This window comes from Actinoalloteichus caeruleus DSM 43889, assembly GCF_000429185.2.
Lineage (GTDB): Bacteria > Actinomycetota > Actinomycetes > Mycobacteriales > Pseudonocardiaceae > Actinoalloteichus_B > Actinoalloteichus_B caeruleus.
Map to the genome: position 1 here is coordinate 1174404 of NZ_AUBJ02000001.1, position 20613 is coordinate 1195016.

The following is a 20613-nucleotide window of genomic DNA, read 5'->3' on the forward strand; positions in this document are numbered from 1 at the left end:
GATCAGGACGCTCCGAGTTCGTTGTCGATAAACGCCAGGACTTCGTCTGCCGTCGCAGAACCGAGCCGTCCCGCCACCGTCTGCTTCTCCTCGCCGTCCGCCTCGTCCCAGGCGGCCAGCAGCCCGCGCAGTCGCGCCGTCACCCGGCCACGGGCCGTCCGGTCGTCGGTGAACGCGGCGAGGCTGGCCTCCAACCGGTCCAACTCGTCGAAGACCGACGCCGGTGCCTCCTCCGCTCCGCCGACGAGCTGGGTGCGGAGGAAACCGGCGAGTGCCACTGGTGTCGGGTGGTCGAACACCAGCGTGGCGGGGAGCCGGACCCCGGTCCTCGCGGTCAGTTGGTCGCGCAGCTCCACCGCGGTGAGCGACTCGAACCCGACATCGCGGAAGGGCCGTTGGGGTTCGACCTCGTCCACACCGGTGTAACCCAGGACGCCGGCGGCCTCGGTGCGGACCACGTCGAGCAGGACCCGCTCGGCGTCGACGTCGGACAGCCCGGACAGCCTGCTGGTCAACGCCTCGGCCTGGTCCGGGTCGCCGCCGGTGTCGCCCCGGCCCGCGTCCACCGCGGCGACCTCGGGGAGCTCGGCGATCAGCTTGCTGGGCCGGGCGGCGGTGAACGCCGGGGCGAACAGCCGCCAGTCGACGTCGGCGACCAGCAGCGGCGGCTCGGCCTGGGCGACTGCCCTGGACAGGGCGGTGAGCGCTGTCGAGGCGGGCAGGGCGGGCAGGCCGCGCCGACGGAGCCACGCCACCTGCGGATCCTCCTCGGCACCGTCCTCGGCCCAGGTGCCCCAGGCGACCGACGTCGCGGGCAGACCAGCGGTCCGTCGTCGCTCGGCGAGCGCGTCGAGGTACGCGTTGGCCGCCGCGTAGGGCCCCTGGCCGGTTCCGCCCACGACACCGGCGAACGCCGAGAACAGCACGAAGGCGTCGAGGTCGAGTCCGTCGCACGCCTCGTGCAGGTTCCGGGCGCCCAGCAGTTTGGCGCGCAGGGCGGCCGAGAACCGTTCGGTGCCGAGCGTGTCGAGCAGCCCGTTGTCCAGGGTTCCGGCGGCGTGCACCACGGCCCGCACCGGTTCCCCGTCGTCCGCGCCGCGTACCGCCGCAGTCAGGGCGTCCAGGTCGCCGACGTCGGTGGCGAGGAAGGTGACCCGTGCCCCCGTGGCGACGAGGGCGTCGCGCAGTTCGGCTGCGCCCGGCGCGGATTCGCCCCGCCGGCTGAGCAGCACCAGGTGCGTGGCGCCGTGCTCGGCCAGCCACCGGGCCACCCGGCCCCCGATCGCGCCGGTGCCCCCGGTGACGAGGACCTTCCCGGTCGGTTCCCAGCCCGCCGCGCCGCCGCCCGGTGCCCGGCGCAACCTGCGCGCGAGCACACCGACCGGTCGGACGGCCAGCTGGTCCTCCCCGGCCGATTCGGCGAGCAGCGCCGCCAACCGGGTTCCCGCCCGCTCGTCCGGGGCCGGCGGGAGGTCCACGAGACCGCCCCAGCGGTCGGGGTTCTCCAGGGCGGCCACCCGGCCCAGACCCCACACGGCGGCCTGCGCCGGGCGGGGAGCGGGTTCCGAGGCGCCCGTCGACACGGCCCCCTGGGTGAGGGACCACGCGCGGGCGGTCAGCCCGGCCTCACCGAGCGCCTGGAGCAGTACCAGCGTGGCGGCCACTCCGAAGGGGGCCTCCGGGGCGTCCGGCAGCGGTTCCTCGTCGAGCGCGAGGAGCGACACGATCCCCTCGGGCGGTTCGTCGAGGGCGCGCAGCCGTCGCGCGAGGTGGGCCCGGTCGAGGTCGGTGGCACCGACGGACACCTCCTCCACCAGGGCACCGTGGTCGCGCAGTGCCCGGCCGGTGAGGTCGACGAGTTCGTCGTTCGCCCTGGCGCCGGGGACGACGAGGAGCCACGTCCCGGTCAACCGTCCGTCGGAGGCCGGCGAGATCGGCTGCCAGTCGGGCCGGTACCGCCAGGAGTCCAGGGTGGACCGCTCACCGCGCGCCCGGTGCCAGGCGGTCAGCGCGGGCAGCACCGCGCCGAGCGAGGCCTGGGCGGACTCGTCGGCGAGCTCGAGGGTGCTCGCGAGGCCGCTGAGGTCCGCGTTCTCGACGGCCGTCCAGAACGGCGAGTCGAGCGCGGCCTCCCCATCGGTCGGGGTGGCGGTGGGGGTGGGCCAGTACCGGGCGCGTTGGAACGCGTAGGTCGGCACGTCCAGTGCCCACGCGACCCGGGCGTCCTGCCCACCGAACACCGACGACCAGTCGAGGTCGACACCGTGCGCGTACGCCTCGACGAGGGAGGTGAGGAACCGGTGTTGACCACCCTCACCCCGGCGCAGGGTGCCGACGGCGACCGCGTCGACCTCGGCGTCGGCGAACACCTCACCCAGGCCGACGGTCAACACCGGGTGCGGGCTGACCTCGACGAACACCCCGTGCCCGTCGTCGAGCGCTGACCGCACCGCGGCCTGGAACTCGACGGAGGACCGCAGGTTGCGGTACCAGTAGCCGGCGTCCATGCCGCTGGTGTCGAGCCGCTGGCCGGTGAGCGTGGAGTAGCAGGGCACTCGCCCCGGGCCGGGGCTGATCCCGGCCAGGGCGCTCACCAGTTCGCTCTCGATCTCGTCCACCTGCGGGGAGTGCGAGGCGTAGTCGACGGCGATGCGCCTGGTCCGGACGTCGTCGGCGGCGCACGCCTCGGCCAGCTCGTCCAGCGCGCCAGGTTCGCCAGTGACGACGACCAACCGGGGCCCGTTGACGGCGGCGACCGACAGCCGGTCCGCCCACGGCGCGATCCGGTCGCGGACGGCGTCGGCGGTCTCCCACACCGACATCATCCCGCCGCGTCCGGACAGGGCGACCAACGCGGCGCTGCGGAGCGCGACCACCTTCGCCGCGTCCGCCAGGGACAGGGCACCGCTCACGCAGGCGGCGGCGATCTCCCCCTGGGAATGGCCGATGACGGCGGCCGGTTCCACCCCGTGCGCGCGCCAGAGCCGAGCCAGGGCCACCATCACGGTGAACAGCACGGGTTGTGTCCGGTCCACCCGATCTTCACCGGCCCCGTCCTCGTCGGTGCCGCCCGAGGAGAGCACGTCCAGCACCGACCAGCCGAGGTGTTCGGCCAACGCGTCCGAGCAGGCCTGGACCTCCGCGCGGAACACCGGGGACGAGGCCAGCAGATCGGCGGCCATGCCCATCCACTGCGATCCCTGGCCGGGGAAGACGAACACCGGCCTGGGCGCCGGAACGGTCCGGCCCCGGACGATGCCGGGTGCCTTCCCCCCGTCGATCACCCGGTCGAGCGCGGCGAGGGCCTCGGACCGGTTCGCGACCACCACGCCCGCCCGGTGGTCCAGCCTCGCCCGCCCCGCTGAGAGGGCGTGGCCGAGGGCGGCGAGGGGGATGTCCTCGTGATCGCGCAGGTAGGACCGGAGCCGCCTGGCCTGTGCGGTGACGGTGTCCCGGGTCCGGCCGGAGAACACGAGCGGCACGTGGGTGGCGGTGACGGCCGGGGTTCCCGCGACCGGCGCCTCCGGGAGGTCCGGGGCCTGTTCGAGGATGGCGTGCGCGTTGGTGCCGCTCAGCCCGAACGCGGAGACGGCGGCCCGGCGGGGCCGAGCGGTGTCCGGCCACGGGACCTGCTCGGTGAGCAGGTCGACGTCGCCGGCCGACCAGTCCACCCGCGAGGACCGCGGGTCGGCGTGCAGTGTCCTGGGCAGCGCTCCGTGCTGGAGGGCGAGCACCATCTTCATCACGCCGGCGACGCCCGCCGCGGCCTGGGTGTGCCCGATGTTGGACTTCACCGAACCCAGCAGCAGCGGCCGCTCCCGGTCCTGCCCGTAGGTGGCGAGCACCGCCTGCGCCTCGATCGGGTCACCGAGCGCGGTGCCGGTCCCGTGCGCCTCGACGACGTCGACGTCGCGCGTGGCCAGACCCGCGTTGGCGAGGGCGTGCCGGATCACCCGTTGTTGGGAGGGCCCGTTCGGGGCGGTGAGCCCGTTGGAGGCACCGTCCTGGTTCACGGCGGAACCCCGCAACACCGCCAACACCCGGCGGCCGTGGCGTCGGGCGTCGGAGAGGCGTTCCACGAGGAGCATCCCGACTCCCTCCGACCAGCCGGCGCCGTCGGCGCCCTCACCGAACGCCTTGCACCGGCCGTCGGCGGACAACGCGCCCTGCGCGCCGAGTTCGAGGAACGCGCCCGGCGTGGACATGACGGTGACGCCGCCGGCCAGGGCGAGGGTGCACTCCCCCGCCCGCAGGGCCTGCGCCGCCAGGTGCAGGGCCACCAGCGAGGACGAGCAGGCGGTGTCCACCGACACCGCCGGGCCCTCGAACCCGAAGGAGTAGGCGACTCTCCCCGAGATGATGCTGGCGTTGTTGCCGGTCGCGAGGTGGCCTTCGCCGCTGTCGGACGAGCCGAGCACCAGGCCGACGTAGTCCTGACCGTTGGTGCCGGCGAAGACACCGGTGCGGCTGCCCCGCAGGCCCGCCGGATCGATCCCGGCGTGTTCGAGGCTCTCCCAGGTGGCTTCCAGCAGCAACCGCTGCTGGGGGTCCATCGCCAGGGCCTCGCGCGGCGAGATGCCGAAGAACCCGGCGTCGAACTCCGGGGCGTCGTAGAGGAAGCCGCCTTCCCGGACCGGGCTGGTGCCGGGGCCGTCGTCCGCGTGGAGACGGCCGAGGTCCCATCCCCGGTCGCCGGGGAACGGTCCGATGGCGTCCGTCCCCTCGGTGAGCAACCGCCAGAACTCCTCCGGTGAGGAGACCCCTCCGGGGAACCGGCAGCTCATGCCGATGATGGCGATCGGTTCGTCGGGCCGGGCCGGCACCGGGGTGTCGTCGGCCGCCCGCGGCGTGGTGCCGAGCAGTTCCGCGAGCAGGAACTCGGCCAGGGCCACCGGGGTCGGGTAGTCGAACACCAGTGTCGCCGGCAGTCGCGCACCGGTCGCGGCGTCGAGGCGGTTGCGGAACTCGACGGCGGTGAGCGAGTCGAATCCCATCTCCGCGAACGCCCTGGTGACCTCGACCGCCTGCGCGGTTCCGTGGCCGAGGACGGCGGCGGCCTGGTCGCGCACCAGGTCCAGGACGACGGTGGCGCGTTCCTCCTGCGGCGTCGCCGCGAGACGGCGGGTCAGGGACGACCCGCTCGCCGTTCCGGCGCGTCTCCTGCCGGCGGCGACCGGGACCAGCTCACCGAACAGGGGCGGCAGGGGTTCGACGGCGGCCCGGGCCCGCAGGGCGGGCAGGTCCAACCTCGCCGGGACCAGCGCGGCCCGGTCCACCGTGGCCGCGGCGTCGAGCAGGGCCAGGCCCTGCTCCACGGACAGCGGGGGCAGGCCGGCCCTGGCCATCCGGGTGGCCTCGGCGTCGGCGAGCCGTCCCGCCATGCCCCCATCGGCCCAGGGCCCCCAGGCGAGGGACCGGGCGGGGAGCCCGCTGGCCCTGCGGTGCTGGGCGAGGCCGTCGAGGAACGCGTTCGCCGCGGCGTAGTTGGCCTGGCCCAGCGCGCCGAGAACCCCGGAGGCCGAGGAGAACACGGTGAACAGGGACAGGTCGAGGTCACGGGTCAGCTCGTGCAGGTTCCACGCGCCGTCGACCTTGGGGCGCAGCACGGCGCTCACCCGCTCGGCGTCCAACGAGGCCAGCATCCCGTCGGCCAGCACACCGGCGGTGTGGACGACCCCGGTGAGGGGCCGCTCGGCCGGTACCCGCTCGAGCGCGCCCGCGAGGGCGTCGCGGTCCGCGACGTCGCAGGCGACGACCTGTGCCGTGGTGCCCAGCTCCCGCAGGTCGGCGAGGAGTTCCACCGTTCCGGGCGCCGAGGTTCCCCGCCGGCTGACGAGCAGCAGGTTGGGCACCCCTGACATGGCCAGGTGCCGGGCGACGAGCGTGGCGAGAGCGCCGCCGGCGCCGGTGACGAGGACCGTGCCGTGCCGGGTCTCCGGTACCACCGACTCGGCGGTGGAGGTGACGAGCCTGGGTACGAGGAGCTGCCCGTCCCGGATCGCGACCTGCGGTTCGCCGGAGGCGAGCACGGCCGGTAGCCGTTCGGCGTCACCGTCGACACCCAGGTCGACCAGCACGAGGCGCCCGGGGTTCTCGGTCTGGGCCGACCGGACGAGGCCCCACGCCGCGGCGGCGGGCAGGTCGGTGATGTCGGCTTCCGGTGTCGTCGCGACCGCGCCCCGCGTCAGCACCACCAGCCGCGCGGCGCGGAGGCGGTCGTCGGCCAGCCACTCCCGCAGGGTGCCCAGCAGCGCGGAGACGGCGTCGTGGGTCGCTCCGACGACGGCTGCCCCTGGCGTGGTGACCGAGGTGACCACCACGTCGGGGATGGTCTCCCGCGCGGCGAGGTCGGCCAGGTCGGCGTGACGTCCGGCGGCCGACGTGGGCAGTGGCGTGCCATCGCCCAGGACCGCCCACACGAGGTCCTCGTCGCCGTCGGTCGCGGACCGCGGTGACCAGCCGACCTCGTGGAGCGCCGCGCCGGTGCCGTCGGCGGGGGAGGCCGCGAGCAGTTCCTCGGGGACGGGCGTGGCCGAGGTGACCTGGTCCACCGTGACCACGGGCAGACCGGTGTCGTCGGCCGCGAACAAGGAGAATCCCTGGTCCCGCCGGGAGATCCGGACCCGCAGCGCCCGGGCGCCCACGGCGTGGGCGCTGACCCCGGTCCAGTCGAGGGGAAGCGCGTCGAGGTCACCGCCGAGCAGGCGGCTGCCCTGCGCGGCGGCGTCGAGCAACGCGGGGTGCACGGTGAAGCCCTCGACCGGGGTGTCCTCGGGGAGGGTGACCTCGACGAGGACCGTCGTCTCGTCGCCGGCCGGGCGCCACGCCGCGCGCAGTCCCCGGAACAGCGGACCGTGGGCCACGCCCACGTCGGCGAGACGTTCGTAGTGGTCGTCGAGGCTGACGGGGACCGCACCGGGCGGTGGCCAGTCGGCCAGGGCCACCTCGGGCGTGTCCGACTCGCCGGTGAGCGTCGCGGTGGCGTGGCGCACCCACTCGTCGTTCCGGTACGAGTGCAGTTCGGCCCTTCGGTCCCCGTCCTCCCCGGTGGCGCGCACGGCGAGTTGGAACCGGACGGAGCCGGACTCCGGCACCACCAGGGGTCGCTCCACGGTCACGTCCGCCAGCCTCGGTGCGCCCACCTGGTGGCCGACGTGCAACAGGAGGTCCGCCAGCAGGGCCGTGGGCACCGCTGCCACCCCGTGGACGGAGTGGTCGGCCAGCCAGGGGTGCGCCGAGACCGCCAGCACCCCGGTGAACACCCGTTCGCCGGCGCCGGCGAGTTCGACGTCCGCGCCGAGGAGCGGGTGGTCGACGTCGCCCAGGCCGGCCGAGGTGACCGCGCCGGCCGGGTGCTCGGCCGCGCTCAGCCAGTAGCGTTCGTGTTGGAAGGCGTACGTGGGCAGGTCGGTGCGCCGGGCTCCGGAACCGGCGAAGTAGGCGGCCCAGTCCACGTCCCGGCCGTGCACGTGGGTCGTGGCGAGCCCGGTGACGAGGGTCTCCGGTTCGTCCCGGCCCCTGCGCAGGGCGGGCGCGAACACCGCGCCCGGCAGGGTGTCCGTCCCGAGGGCCGCGAGCCCCCCGTCGGGACCGAGTTCCAGGAACGTGGTCACCCCGAGGTCGTCGAGGCTTCGCAGGGCGTCGGAGAACCGGACGGTCTCCCGCACCTGGCGGACCCAGTACTCGGGGTCCCGGACCTCGGTGTCGGCGACGTGGCCCGTCACGGTCGACACCAGCGGCAGGCGGGGCTCCGCGAAGGCCAGTTCGGACACCACCGTCCGGAGTTCGGCCAGCACCGGGTCCATGCGCGGCGAGTGGAAGGCGTGGCTGACGCGGAGCCGGCGGTTCCGGCGGCCCTCGAAGCGCGTGAGCACCTCGTCCACGGCGTCCTCGTCACCGGAGAGCACCAGGGTCCCTGGTGCGTTGACCGCGGCGATGGCGACGCGGTCGTCCAGGGCGGGACGGACCTCGTCCTCGGTGGCCGCCAGGGACACCATCGCCCCACCTGGTGGCAACACCGCCATCAGCCGCCCCCGGGTGGCGACGAGGCGGCAGGCGTCGGCGAGGGAGAACACGCCTGCGACGTGGGCGGCGGCGATCTCACCGACCGAGTGGCCGAGCAGGAAGTCCGCCGTCACGCCCCACGACTCGACGAGCCGGTACAGCGCGACCTCCAGGGCGAACAGCCCTGCCTGGGTGTACTCGGTCTGGTCGAGCAGCGGTCCGCCGCCGAACACGAGCGGCGCGAGCGGGCGGTCGAGGTGCTTGTCCAGCTCCGCGCAGGTGGCGTCGAAGGCCTCGGCGAAGGTCGGGTACACCTCGTACAGGCCGCGCCCCATCCCGGAGCGCTGGGCGCCCTGCCCGGAGAACAGCAGGCCCAACCTGCCGGGCTCGGCCACTCCTCGGACCGCCCTCGGCGCGGTTGCCAGGTCCTCGAGGTCAGCCCTGTCGAGGACGACCGCGCGGTGCGGCAGCGCGGACCTGGTCGCGGCGAGGGAGTACCCGACATCGACGAGGTCGGATCCGCTGTCCTCCACGTGGGTGAGGAGACGAGCTGCCTGCGCGGTCAGCGCCTCGGCCGAACGGGCGGAGAGCACCCACGGCACGACCGGGGCCGGCGCCACCGCCTCGCTCCGGTCGGGGTCCTCGGACCACGCCTCGAGGAGCACGTGGGCGTTGGTGCCGCTGATCCCGAACGACGAGACAGCGGCCCGGCGGGGCCGTCCGGTCTCGGGCCAGGTCCGCTGCTCGGTGAGCAGCGACACCGCCCCGGCATCCCAGTCGACCCGCGTCGACGGTTCGTCGACGTGCAGGGTCCTGGGCAGCACCCCGTGCCGGAGCGCCATGACCATCTTGACCAGCCCCGCGACACCCGCGGCGGCCTGGGTGTGGCCGATGTTCGACTTGATCGACCCCAGCCACAACGGCCGGTCCACCGGCCGGTCCTGCCCGTAGGTCGCCAACAACGCCTGCGCCTCGATCGGGTCACCCAACGCGGTGCCCGTCCCGTGCGCCTCCACCACGTCCACCTCGGACGCCGACAACCGCGCGTTCGCCAACGCCTGCCGGATCACCCGCTGCTGCGACGGACCGTTCGGCGCCGTCAACCCGTTGGACGCACCATCGGAGTTCACGGCCGAACCGCGGACCACCGCCAGGACGCGGTGCCCGTTGCGCCGCGCGTCGGACAGCCTTTCCAGCACCAGCATCCCGGCGCCCTCGGCCCAGCCCGTGCCGTCCGCGGCCTCGGAGAACGCCTTGCACCGGCCGTCGAGGGCGAGTCCCTGTTGCGTTCCGAACTCGGCGTAGACACCGGCGTTGGTCATCACGGTGACGCCGCCGGCCAGGGCGAGGGTGCACTCCCCCGCCCGCAGGGCCTGCGCCGCCAGGTGCAGGGCCACCAGCGAGGACGAGCAGGCGGTGTCCACCGACACCGCCGGGCCCTCGAACCCGAAGGAGTAGGCGATCCTCCCCGAGATGACGCTGGTCGCGGTCCCGGTGAGCGCGTGGCCCCGCATCTGCTCGGTGCTCATCATCCCCGAGCCGTACGAGGAGTACGCGGTCCCGGCGAAGACGCCCGTGCGGCTTCCCCGCAGTCCGGACGGCCCGATGCCCGCGTGTTCCAGGCTTTCCCAGGTGGCTTCCAGCAGCAACCGCTGCTGGGGGTCCATCGCCAACGCCTCACGCGGCGAGATGCCGAAGAACCCGGCGTCGAAGTCCCCGGCTCCGGAGAGGAACCCTCCCTGGAGCGCGGGGATCTCGAGCCCGTCGGGGAGGTCCAACCGCCAGCCCCGGTCGGTGGGGAGCGGGCCGACCGCGTCGCGACCGGCGAGCACGAGGCGCCACAGGTCGTCCGGGGACTCGACACCGCCGGGGAAGCGGCAGCTCATGCCGACGATCGCGATCGGCTCGTCGACGTGGACGGGCGCCGGGGTCTCCTCGTCGGTCACCGGAGCGGCGCCGAGCAGTTCCGCGAGGACGAACCCGGCCAGCACCGCCGGCGTCGGGTGGTCGAACACCAGCGTCGCCGGCAGTCGGGCACCGGTGGCGGCGCCGAGCCGGTTGCGCAGCTCGACGGCGGTGAGCGAGTCGAAACCCAGTTCCGAGAACGGCCGCGTGACGTCGATCGCCTCGGGGCTCGGGTGGCCGAGCACGGCGGCGACGTGCCCGCGCACCAGGTCGAGGACGGCGCGGTCCCGTTCGGCGGGTGGCAGTCCCGTGAGCCGGCGTGCCAGGGCCGAGTCGTCGCTGGTCTCGGCTCGCCGACGGCTGTCGACCCTGGCGAGTTCGTGCAGCACTGGTTGCAGGCCACCGGAGGAGGCGCGGCCGCGCAGCGCGGGCACGTCCAGTCCGACGGGGACGACCGCGGGGTGGGGGCCGAGGACGGCCGCGTCGAGGAGCGCGAGGCCGCGGTCCCGGGTCAGCGGCACGATTCCGGACCGGGCGACCCGACCGGAGTCGCCGTCGGCGAGCTCCCCCATCATGCCGCCGCCAGCGCTCCACGGGCCCCAGGCAGCGGAGGTCGCCACGAGACCCCGTGCTCCGCGCAGTTCGGCGAGGCCGTCGAGCACGGCGTTGGCCGCGGCGTAGTTGGCCTGGCCGGGCGCGCCGAACACTCCAGCCACGGAGGAGAACAGGACGAACAGGGACAGGTCGAGGTGTGCCGTGAGTTCGTGGAGGTGCCAGGCGGCGTCGACCTTGGGCCGCAGCACGGCGTCGAGGCGGTCCGGGGTGAGGGCGGTCACCACGCCGTCGTCGAGCAGGCCGGCGGCGTGGACGACACCGGTCAGGGGCTGCTCGGCCGGGATCCCGGCGAGCAGCTCCGCGAGCGCGTCCCGGTCGGCGACGTCGCAGGCCGCGAGGGTCACCTGGGCTCCGGTGGCGCGCAGTTCGTCCGCCAACTCGGCCATGCCGGGGGCGTCGGCGCCTCGACGGCCGGCCAGCAGGAGGCTGGGCACGTGGTGCTCGGTGACCAGGTGGCGGGCGACCAGCCCACCGAGCGCGCCGGTGGCGCCGGTGACGAGGACGGTTCCGTGGTGCGGCTCCGGCGCGGGCACGGTGAGGACGACCTTGCCGACGTGCCGTGCCTTGGCGAGGTACCGGAACGCCTCGGGTGCGCGCCGGACGTCCCAGGTCCTGACGGGCAGGGGCCGCAGCGCGCCGCGTTCGAACAGCGCCAGCACCTCCGCCAGCAGCTGGCCGATGCGTTCCGGCCCGGCCTCGACGAGGTCGAACGCGCGGTAGGAGACGCCGTCCGGGTCACGCGGGTCCGTCTTGCCCATCTCGACGAACCGGCCGCCGTCGGCGAGGAGCCGCAACGAGGCGTCGAGGAACTCGCCCGTCAGGGAGTTGAGGACCACGTCGACGCCGTCGCCGCCGCTGTTGTCGCGGAACTTCCGCTCGAACTCGACGGTGCGCGAGGAGGACAGGTGGTCGTCGTCCACCCCGAGTTCCCGCACGACGGGCCACTTCCCGGGGCTGGCGGTGGCGAACACCTCCGCCCCGAGGTGGTGGGCGAGTCGGACGGCGGCCATGCCGACGCCGCCGGCGGCGGCGTGCACGAGGACCCGCTCCCCGGCCCGCACCCCGGCGAGGTCGACGAGGGCGTAGTAGGCGGTCATGAAGGCGACCGGGGTGGCAGCCGCGTCGGTGAACGACCAGCCGTCGGGGATCCTGGCGAGCATGCGGTGGTCGGTGAGGGCCACCGGACCGAAACCTCCGGTCAGCAGGCCCATCACCCGGTCGCCGGGTGCCAGGCCGGTGACGTCGGGTCCCACGTCGAGGACCACGCCGGCGCCCTCGATGCCCATCGTGGCGTCGCCCGGGTACATGCCCAGCGCGATCAGCACGTCTCGGAAGTTCACACCGGCAGCGCGGACGCCGACGCGCACCATCCCCCCGGAGGGTGGCTCGGTGGCCTCCCGCACCGGCACCAACGCCAGGGCGTCGATGGTGCCGGCCCCAGTGGTGTCCAGGCGCCACGGCGTCGCGGCCGGAGCGCGGAGGGCCCCGGTCGTCGACGCCCGTCGCAGGCGGGGAACGAGGGCTTCACCCTCCCGCACCGCGACCTGCGGCTCCCCGGTGGACAGCGCGGCGATCACCGAGGCGGGCGTGGCTGGGTGGGTGTCGACGTCGACGAGGACCAGCCGCCCCGGGTTCTCCGTCTGGGCTGAGCGGAGCAGCCCCCAGGCGGCGGCGCCGGCGAGGTCCGACGCGCCGTCGGGTCCGGCGCCGCCCCGGGTGACGACGGCGAGCCGCGCGGCGGCGAACCGGTCGTCGGTCAACCATTCCCGCACCAGTCGGAGCAGGGCACGGGAGCTGTCATGGACGGCGCTCACCTGGTCGGTGCCCGCCGCCTCGACCGTGACCACGACGACGTCGGGCACGGTCGTCAGCTCGGCGAGCCCGCCGTGCGCCGGCAGGCCGAGCGGGGCGAGCCAGGCGGGGTCCCCGAGCACGACGACACGCTTGTCGGCGGCCCCGTCCGGCAGGGGCAGCGGCGGCCAGGCCACCCGGAGCAACGCGTCGTCGGTCGGACCGGCGGGCTCCGGCTGCCCCTGCGGGGGCCGCAGCGCCAGGGAGTCGACCGTGGCCAACGGCTCACCCGCGACGTCGGCGACCGTCACCGAGACCCCGGAGCCGCCGGGGGTGATGCGGACCCGGGCAGCGGTGGCTCCAACGGCGGTCAGCCGCACACCCGACCACGCGAACGGGAGGCCCCACTGCCCGGAACCCGCGAGGGACAGCGGGTGGAGGGCGGCGTCCAGCAGCGCGGGGTGGATCCCGAAGCGCTCGACGCTGACGTCCTCGGGCAGGGCGACCTCGGCGAAGACCTGAGCGTCGACTCCGTCGCCGCGACGCCACGCCGCGCGCACCCCCCGGAAGGCCGGGCCGTACTCGAACCCGGCCGCGGCGAGCCCGGTGTAGAAGTCGTCCACGTCGACGGGTTCGGCACCGGCGGGTGGCCACTCCTGGAGTCCCTCGGCGACGTGGGCGGCGAGGGGTGCCAACACCCCGGTCGCGTGCTGCCGCCACTGGTCCTCGTCGTCGGTGGCGCTGGAGCTCACCCGGACCGGTCGGCGGCCGGCGCCGTCAGGGGCGCCGACGGTCACCTGGACCGCGGCGCCGCCGTGCTCGTCGAGGACAAGGGGGGCGTGCAGGGTCAGTTCCTCGAGGAGACCGCACCCCACCCGCTGTCCGGCGTGGAGGGCCAGCTCCACGAAGGCCGTCCCGGGGAGCAGGACGGATCCGAGTACGACGTGGTCGGCCAGCCACGGGTGGGAGCGTGTGGACAGCCGTCCCGTGAGGACGAGGCCGTCGGAGTCGGCCAGCGTCATGGCGGCGCCGAGCAGCGCGTGGTCGGCGGAGCGGAGTCCGAACGCGCTGGCGTCACCGGCCCAGATCGCGGTCCCGGCCGGCCAGAACCGTTCGTGTTGGAAGGCGTAGGTCGGCAGGTCCACCCGCCGGGCGTCGACGCCAGCGAAGAACGTGCCCCAGTCCACGGCGCCGCCGCGCACGTGCAGTTCGGCGAGTGCGGTGACGACCGCGCGGGGTTCCTCCCTCCCACGGCGCAGCAACGGGATCACGGGGGTGTCCACACCGGCCAGTGCCGCGAGGGCGCCGTCCGGCCCGAGCTCCAGGAAGGTCGTCACCGCCTGGTCACGCAGGGTCGCCATGCCCTCGGCGAACCGCACCGGTTCCCGGACCTGGCGCACCCAGTGCTCCGGGTCCCGCAGCTCGTCGGTGACGACGCCGCCGGTGAGGGTGGACACCACCGGGATCGTCGGCTCGGTGAGGGTGAGCCGACCCGCCACGGCGCGGAAGTCGTCGAGCATGCCGTCCATGTGGGCCGAGTGGAACGCGTGGCTCACCCGCAGGCGGGTCGACTTCCGGTCGGGGAACCTCGACACCACGTCGGCGACGGCGTCGTCGTCGCCGGACAGCACCACGGTCCCGGGCCCGTTGACGGCCGCCAGGGAGACCCGATCGGACAGCAGCGGGGCCACTTCGGACTCGCTGGCGCGCAGCGACACCATCGCGCCACCACCGGGCAGGGCCTGCATGAGGGCACCCCGGGCCGCGACCAGCTCGGCCGCGTCGGTGAGGGACATCGCCCCGGCCACGTGGGCGGCCGCGAGCTCACCGATCGAATGCCCGAGCACGAGGTCGGGTGTCACACCCCACGATTCGAGGAGCCTGAACAGGGCCACCTCGACGGCGAACAACCCGGCCTGGGCGTGGACCGTCTGGTCGATCAGGTCCCCGCCCTCGAACACCACGTCCCGGACGGGGCGGTCGAGGTGCCGGTCGAGTTCGGCGCACACCGCGTCGAAGGCGTCGGCGTACGTCGGGTAGGCCTCGAACAGGCCACGTCCCATCGTGGCGCGCTGGGCGCCCTGACCGGAGAAGAGGAACGCGACCCTGCCGTCGGAGGCGACGCCGCGGACCACGCCCGGCGAGGTGTCCAGGTCGGCGAGGTCCGCCTCGTCGAAGACGACCGCACGGTGCGGCAGGGCCGCCCGGCTGGTCGCCAGGGAGTAGGCCACGTCCACCCGATCCGGTTCCTGGTCCTGGTCCTGGACGTGGGCCAGCAGCCGACGTGCCTGGTCGGCGAGGGCAGCCGGGGACTTCGCCGACAGCAGCCAGGGCACGACGGGAGGCGCTGGCGCCTCCGCTCGGGGTTTCTCGGCTTCCCGGGGCGGCGACTCCACGATGACGTGCGCGTTGGTGCCACTGACGCCGAACGCGGACACGGCGGCCCGACGGGGCTCACCGGTCTCCGGCCACGGGACTTGCTCGGTCAACAGCGCGACGGCACCGGACGACCAGTCGACGTGCGAGGTGGGAGCGTCGATGTGGAGGCTCCTCGGCAGCATGCCGTGCCGCATGGCCATCACCATCTTGATGACGCCACCGACACCGGCCGCGGCCTGGGCGTGCCCGATGTTGGACTTCAGCGACCCCAGCCACAACGGACGGTCCTCGTCCCGGTCCTGACCGTAGCTGGCGAGCACGGCCTGCGCCTCGATGGGATCGCCGAGGACCGTGCCGGTGCCGTGCGCCTCCACCGCGTCGACCTGGGTGGGTGACAGACCCGCGTCGGCCAGTGCCTGGCGGATGACCCGCTGCTGGGAGGGCCCGTTCGGCGCGGTCAGCCCGTTGGACGCTCCGTCGGAGTTCACCGCCGAGCCGCGCAGCACGGCGAGGACCGGGTGGCCGAGGCGTCGCGCGTCGGAGAGCCGTTCGACGAGCAGGACGCCGACCCCCTCAGCCCAGCCGGTGCCGTCGGCGGCTTCCCCGAAGGACTTGCACCGGCCGTCGGGTGCCAGTCCGCGCTGCCGGCTGAAGTCGACGAAGGTGGACGGGGTGGCCATCACCGTCACACCACCGGCGAGCGCCATCGAACACTCCCCCGCCCGCAGGGCACGCGCGGCGAGGTGAAGCGCGACCAGCGACGAGGAGCACGCGGTGTCGACGGTGACGGCGGGTCCCTGGAGACCGAAGGTGTAGGAGACGCGGCCGGAGACGACGCTCGCGGCGTTTCCCGTGCCGAGGTAGCCCTCGAGTGCGTCCGGCGACATCGCCAGGAGGGACGGGTAGTCCTGACCGTTGGTGCCCACGAACACACCGGTGGTGCTGCCGTCCGCCGTCACGGGGTCGATGCCGGCCCGTTCGAACACCTCCCAGGTGGCCTCCAGCAGGATCCGCTGCTGCGGGTCCATCGCCAGCGCCTCGCGGGGGGAGATCCCGAAGAAGTCGGGGTCGAACCGGGTGGCGCCGTCGAGGAAGCCGCCTTCCCGGCAGTACGTCGTGCCGGGCTGGTCCGGGTCCTCGTCGTACAGGCGCTCGACGTCCCAGCCCCGGTCGGTCGGGAACTCGCCGACGGCGTCCGTCCCGTCGGCCACCAGCCGCCACAGGTCCTCCGGCGAGGACACCCCGCCGGGGTAGCGACAGCTCATGGCGACGATCGCGATGGGCTCGTCATCCGCGTCACGCGGCGGGGCGACGGGGACGTCAACCGGGTCGGCGCCGAACACGATGTCGCGAAGACCCTGGGCAAGGACCTCCGGGGTGGGGTAGTCGAACACCAACGTCGCCGGCAGGGACAACCCCGTGACCGCCGTCAACCGACCCCGCAACTCCACCGCGGTCAACGAATCGAAACCCATCTCCCGGAACGCCTGCCCCGACTCCACCCCCTCCACCGAGGCATGACCCAACACCCCCGCCGCCTCCGACCGCACCAACTCCACCAACAACCGCCGCTGCTCCTCCACCCCCATCCCCACCAGACGAGCCCGCAACACCGACGACTGCTCCTCATCCGGCTCACCACCACCCACCCGCTCCAACGCCGCCACCGCCACCGGCAACTCCCCGATCAACGGCCACACCCGCGACGCCGCGTACGCCGGAGCGAACCGCTCCCACTCCACCTCCGCCACCGCCACCACCGCGTCACCCTCGACCACCGCCTGCCGCAACCCCACCACCGCCAACTCCGCCGGCATCGCCGGCAGACCATGCCGCAACAGGTGCTCCCCCGCAGCACCCTCAGCCATCCCACCCTCAGCCCAGGGACCCCACGCCACCGCCGTGGCCACCAACCCCCGCTGCCGACGCCGCACCGCCACCGCATCCAGATACGCGTTCGCCGCCGCGTAGGCACCCTGACCGCCACTACCCCAAATACTGGCGATCGAGGAGAACAACACGAACGCGTCCAACTCCCGACCAGCGAACACCGCGTCCAGGTTCGCCGCGCCCAGCACCTTGGCCCGCAGGACGTGAACGAACTCCTCCCCGGTGATCTCGGGCAACGGGGTCAACTGCCCGACCCCGGCGGTGTGGACCACCGCCCGCACCGGACTGCCCCCGCTGTCCACCTCCGAGACCAACTCGGCCAAGGCCTGCCGGTCGGTCACGTCGCACCGGAGGACCTCGACGTCCACACCGGTGGCGGCCAGTTCCTCCCGCAACTCCACCGCGCCGGGCGCGGAGGGGCCCCGACGGCTGGCCAGCACGACCCGGTCCACACCGGCGCTGGTGGCCCACCGGGCCACGTGCGTGGCCAACGCCCCGGTGCCCCCGGTGATCAGGATGGTGTCCCGCAGGGCCAGTGCCGCACCGGGCCGGGTGGCGGGCGCGTGGACCAGGCGGCGGGCCAGGACCCCGGTGGGACGCAGGGCGATCTGGTCCTCGGTGCCGGTCAGGACCGTGCTGATCCGGTCCAAGGCCCGGTCGTCGAGGGTGGGGGGCAGGTCGATCAGGCCGCCCCACCGGCCGGGTTGTTCCAGGCCGATGACCCGGCCCAGGCCCCAGATCTGGGCCTGGACGGGGCTGTGGAGGGGGTCGGACGGGCCGGTGGAGACCGCTCCGGTGGTCAGGCACCACACGGGGCTGGGCCAGTCGATGTCGTGCAGGGCCTGGGCCAGGGCCAGGGTGGTGATCAGTCCGGTGGGGATCTCGGGGAGTTCGGGCAGGCAGTCCTCGCTCATGCCGAGCAGGGACAGGATCCCGGCTGGTTCGGGGTGCTCGGCCAGGACAGCACCGAGTTCCCGGGTGAACCCGGCCCGGTCCAGCCCCGACTCCCCCACGAGCAGTGGCACGAAACGGGCTCCGCGCCGGGCCAACCCCGCCACGACCGGGTGATCCAGTTGATCCGACGAGCCGATGAGCAGCCAGGTGCCCGCCAGCTCGGATCGGGTGTTGACGCTCAACGGCCGCCAGTCCACGCCGTACCGCCACCCGTCGACGACGGACAGTTCGCGGTGTTCCCGCCGCCAGGACGACAGTTTCGGCAGCACCTCACGCAACGGCTGGTCGCCGTCGAGGTCCAGGCCGTCGGCCAAGCCGGACAGGTCGGAACGGTCGACGGCCTCCCAGAACCGCGCGTCCTCCTCGGTGAGCTGCCGGGCATCGGTCTCGCCGGACGGGGCGGTGACGACCGGCCAGTAGCGTTCGCGTTGGAACGGGTAGGTCGGCAGGTCCACCCGCCCCGCACCCGTCCCCACGAAACAGGCACCCCAGTCCACGGGCATGCCCGTCACCCACAACGACGCCAACGCCCCCACCACCGTCTCCGGTTCGGGGCGGTCCCGGCGCAACACCGGAACGAACACACCCTCGGGGGCGCAGTCCTGCCCCATCGCCGAGAGCACCCCGTCCGGACCCAACTCCAGGAACCGGGACACCCCCACCCCGTCCAGCGCGGCCATGCCCTCGGCGAACCGGACGGTCTCCCGGACCTGCCGTACCCAGTACTCCGGGTCACACCACCCAGTCCCGGCCAGTGCACCGGTCACCGTGGACACCACCGGCAGCACCGGCTCCCGGAACACCACCGAGGAGAGCACCGCCCGGTACTCCGCCAGCATCGGGTCCATCAACTCGGAGTGGAAGGCATGGCTGACCCGCAACCACCGCACCCGGCGGTCACCCAACCGGTCCACCACCCCGGCCACCGCCGAGCGCTCACCGGAGAGCACCACCGCCGTCGGGCCGTTCACCGCCGCCAGCGACACCCCCGCCCCCACCAACAGGGGAATGACCTCGTCCTCGGTGGCCTCCACCGCCACCATCGCCCCACCCTCGGGTAGGGCCTGCATCAACCGGCCCCGTGCCGCCACCACCCGAGCGGCATCGGGCAGGTCCCACACCCCGGCCACGTGCGCCGCGGCCAGCTCCCCGATGGAATGACCCAGCAGGGAGTCCGGGACCACCCCCCAGGACTCGATCAACCGGAACAGGGCCACCTGCAGGGCGAACAACCCCGCCTGGGCGTACACCGTCTGATCCAGGACCCCAGCACCATCGTCGTCGTGGAAGACGGTGTTACGGATCGGTCGGTCGAGGTGCCGGTCGAGTTCGGCGCACACCGCGTCGAAGGCCTCGGCGAACACCGGGAACGCCTCGGCCAGCTCCCGGCCCATTCCGGGGCGTTGCGAGCCCTGACCGGTGAACAACACCGCGGACTTGCCCGGGGCGACCACCCCGCGCACCACCGACGGGCCGGACAGGTCGGACAGCGCCGACGGGTCGAGCACGACCGCCCGGTGGCTGAGCGCCGCCCGGGTCGTCGCGAGGGACGCCCCGATGTCGAGCTGCCCGGCATCCGAGCTCTCCCAGAGCTGGGCGAGTCGGGTGGTCTGCGCGGTCAGGGCCTCATCCGACTTCGCCGAGAGCACCCAGGGCACGACCGGCAGCGCCCTGGTCGCGGTCTCCGCCTCGACCACCGCCGGCGGAGCCGACTCCAGGATCACGTGAGCGTTGGTGCCGCTGATCCCGAACGAGGACACCCCAGCACGCCTCGGCTCCCCCGTCTCCGGCCACGGGACCGGGTCGGTGAGCAGGGACACCGACCCCGCGGTCCAGTCCACCTCGGACGAGGGCGTCTCGGCGTGCAGGGTTCTCGGCAGGGTGCCGTGGCGCAACGCCAGCACCATCTTCATGACACCGGCGATGCCCGCCGCGGCCTGGGTGTGGCCGATGTTGGACTTCACCGAACCCAGCCACAGCGGGCGTTCCCGGTTCCTGCCGTAGGTGGCGAGCAGCGCCTGCGCCTCGATCGGGTCACCCAACGCGGTCCCGGTGCCGTGCCCCTCCACGGCGTCGACCTGGTCGACGCTCAGCCGGGCGTTGGCCAGGGCCTGGCGGATCACCCGCTGCTGTGAGGGACCGTTCGGCGCGGTCAGCCCGTTGGACGCACCGTCGGAGTTCACCGCGGAGCCGCGCAGGACGGCCAGGACGGGGTGGCCGTTGGCCACGGCGTCGGACAGCCGCTCGACGAGCACCACACCCGCGCCCTCACCCATGCCCATGCCGTCCGCACCGTCGGCGTAGGCCTTGCAGCGGCCGTCCGAGGCGAGACCGCGCTGACGCGCGAACTCGAGGATGCCGCCCGGGCCCGCCATGACGGTGACCCCGCCGGCGAGGGCCATCTCGCACTCGCCAGCCCGCAGGGCCTGCGCGGCGAGGTGCAGTGCCACGAGGGAGGACGAGCACGCCGTATCGATGGTGACAGCGGGGCCGTCCAGGTCGAAGGTGTAGGCGATCCGCCCGGAGAGGACGGAGGTCACGTTGCCGGTCAGGACGTGCCCCTCGGAGCCCGACGCCCCCTCCGGCATGCCGTACCCCTGGGTGGAGGCACCGACGAAGACCCCGGTCGTGCTACCACGCACCGCGTCCATCGGGATACCCGCGCGCTCGAAGGCCTCCCAGGATGTCTCCAACAGCAGCCGCTGCTGGGGATCCATCGCGACGGCCTCGCGGGGGGAGATCCCGAAGAAGCCGGGGTCGAAGTCCGTCGCGTCGTAGAGGAAACCGCCTTCCACCGCGTACGTCTTGCCCGGCTTGCCCGGCTCGGGGTCGTACAACGCCTCGAGGTCCCACCCCCGGTCGACGGGGAACCCGGAGACCGCGTCGGTGCCGTCGGAGAGCAGCCGCCACAGTTCCTCCGGGGTGGTGACGCCCCCCGGGTAGCGGCAGCTCATCGCGACGATCGCGATGGACTCCGGCGCCTTCTCCGACGCGGCCCGCAGCCGTTGACGGGTCTGCTGGAGCTCGGCGACCACGCGCGTCAGGTAATCGCGAAGTTTCTGTTCATCCGCCATG

Annotated in this window: 1 protein-coding gene; it reads right to left on the minus strand. The window is 73.9% G+C overall.

Annotated elements, in window-relative coordinates; translation table 11 throughout:
* Positions 1–2: 2 nt before the first annotated feature.
* On the minus strand, positions 3–20612 hold the full coding sequence (locus G443_RS04365) for a type I polyketide synthase (RefSeq protein ID WP_272500007.1): 20610 nt from the start codon (positions 20610–20612) through the stop codon (positions 3–5).
* Position 20613 lies beyond the last annotated feature (1 nt).

Bases quoted from the DNA above. Each gene is read 5' to 3' on its own strand.
- G443_RS04365 (WP_272500007.1), bottom strand. From the start codon at position 20,612: ATGGCGGATGAACAGAAACTTCGCGATTACCTGACGCGCGTGGTCGCC.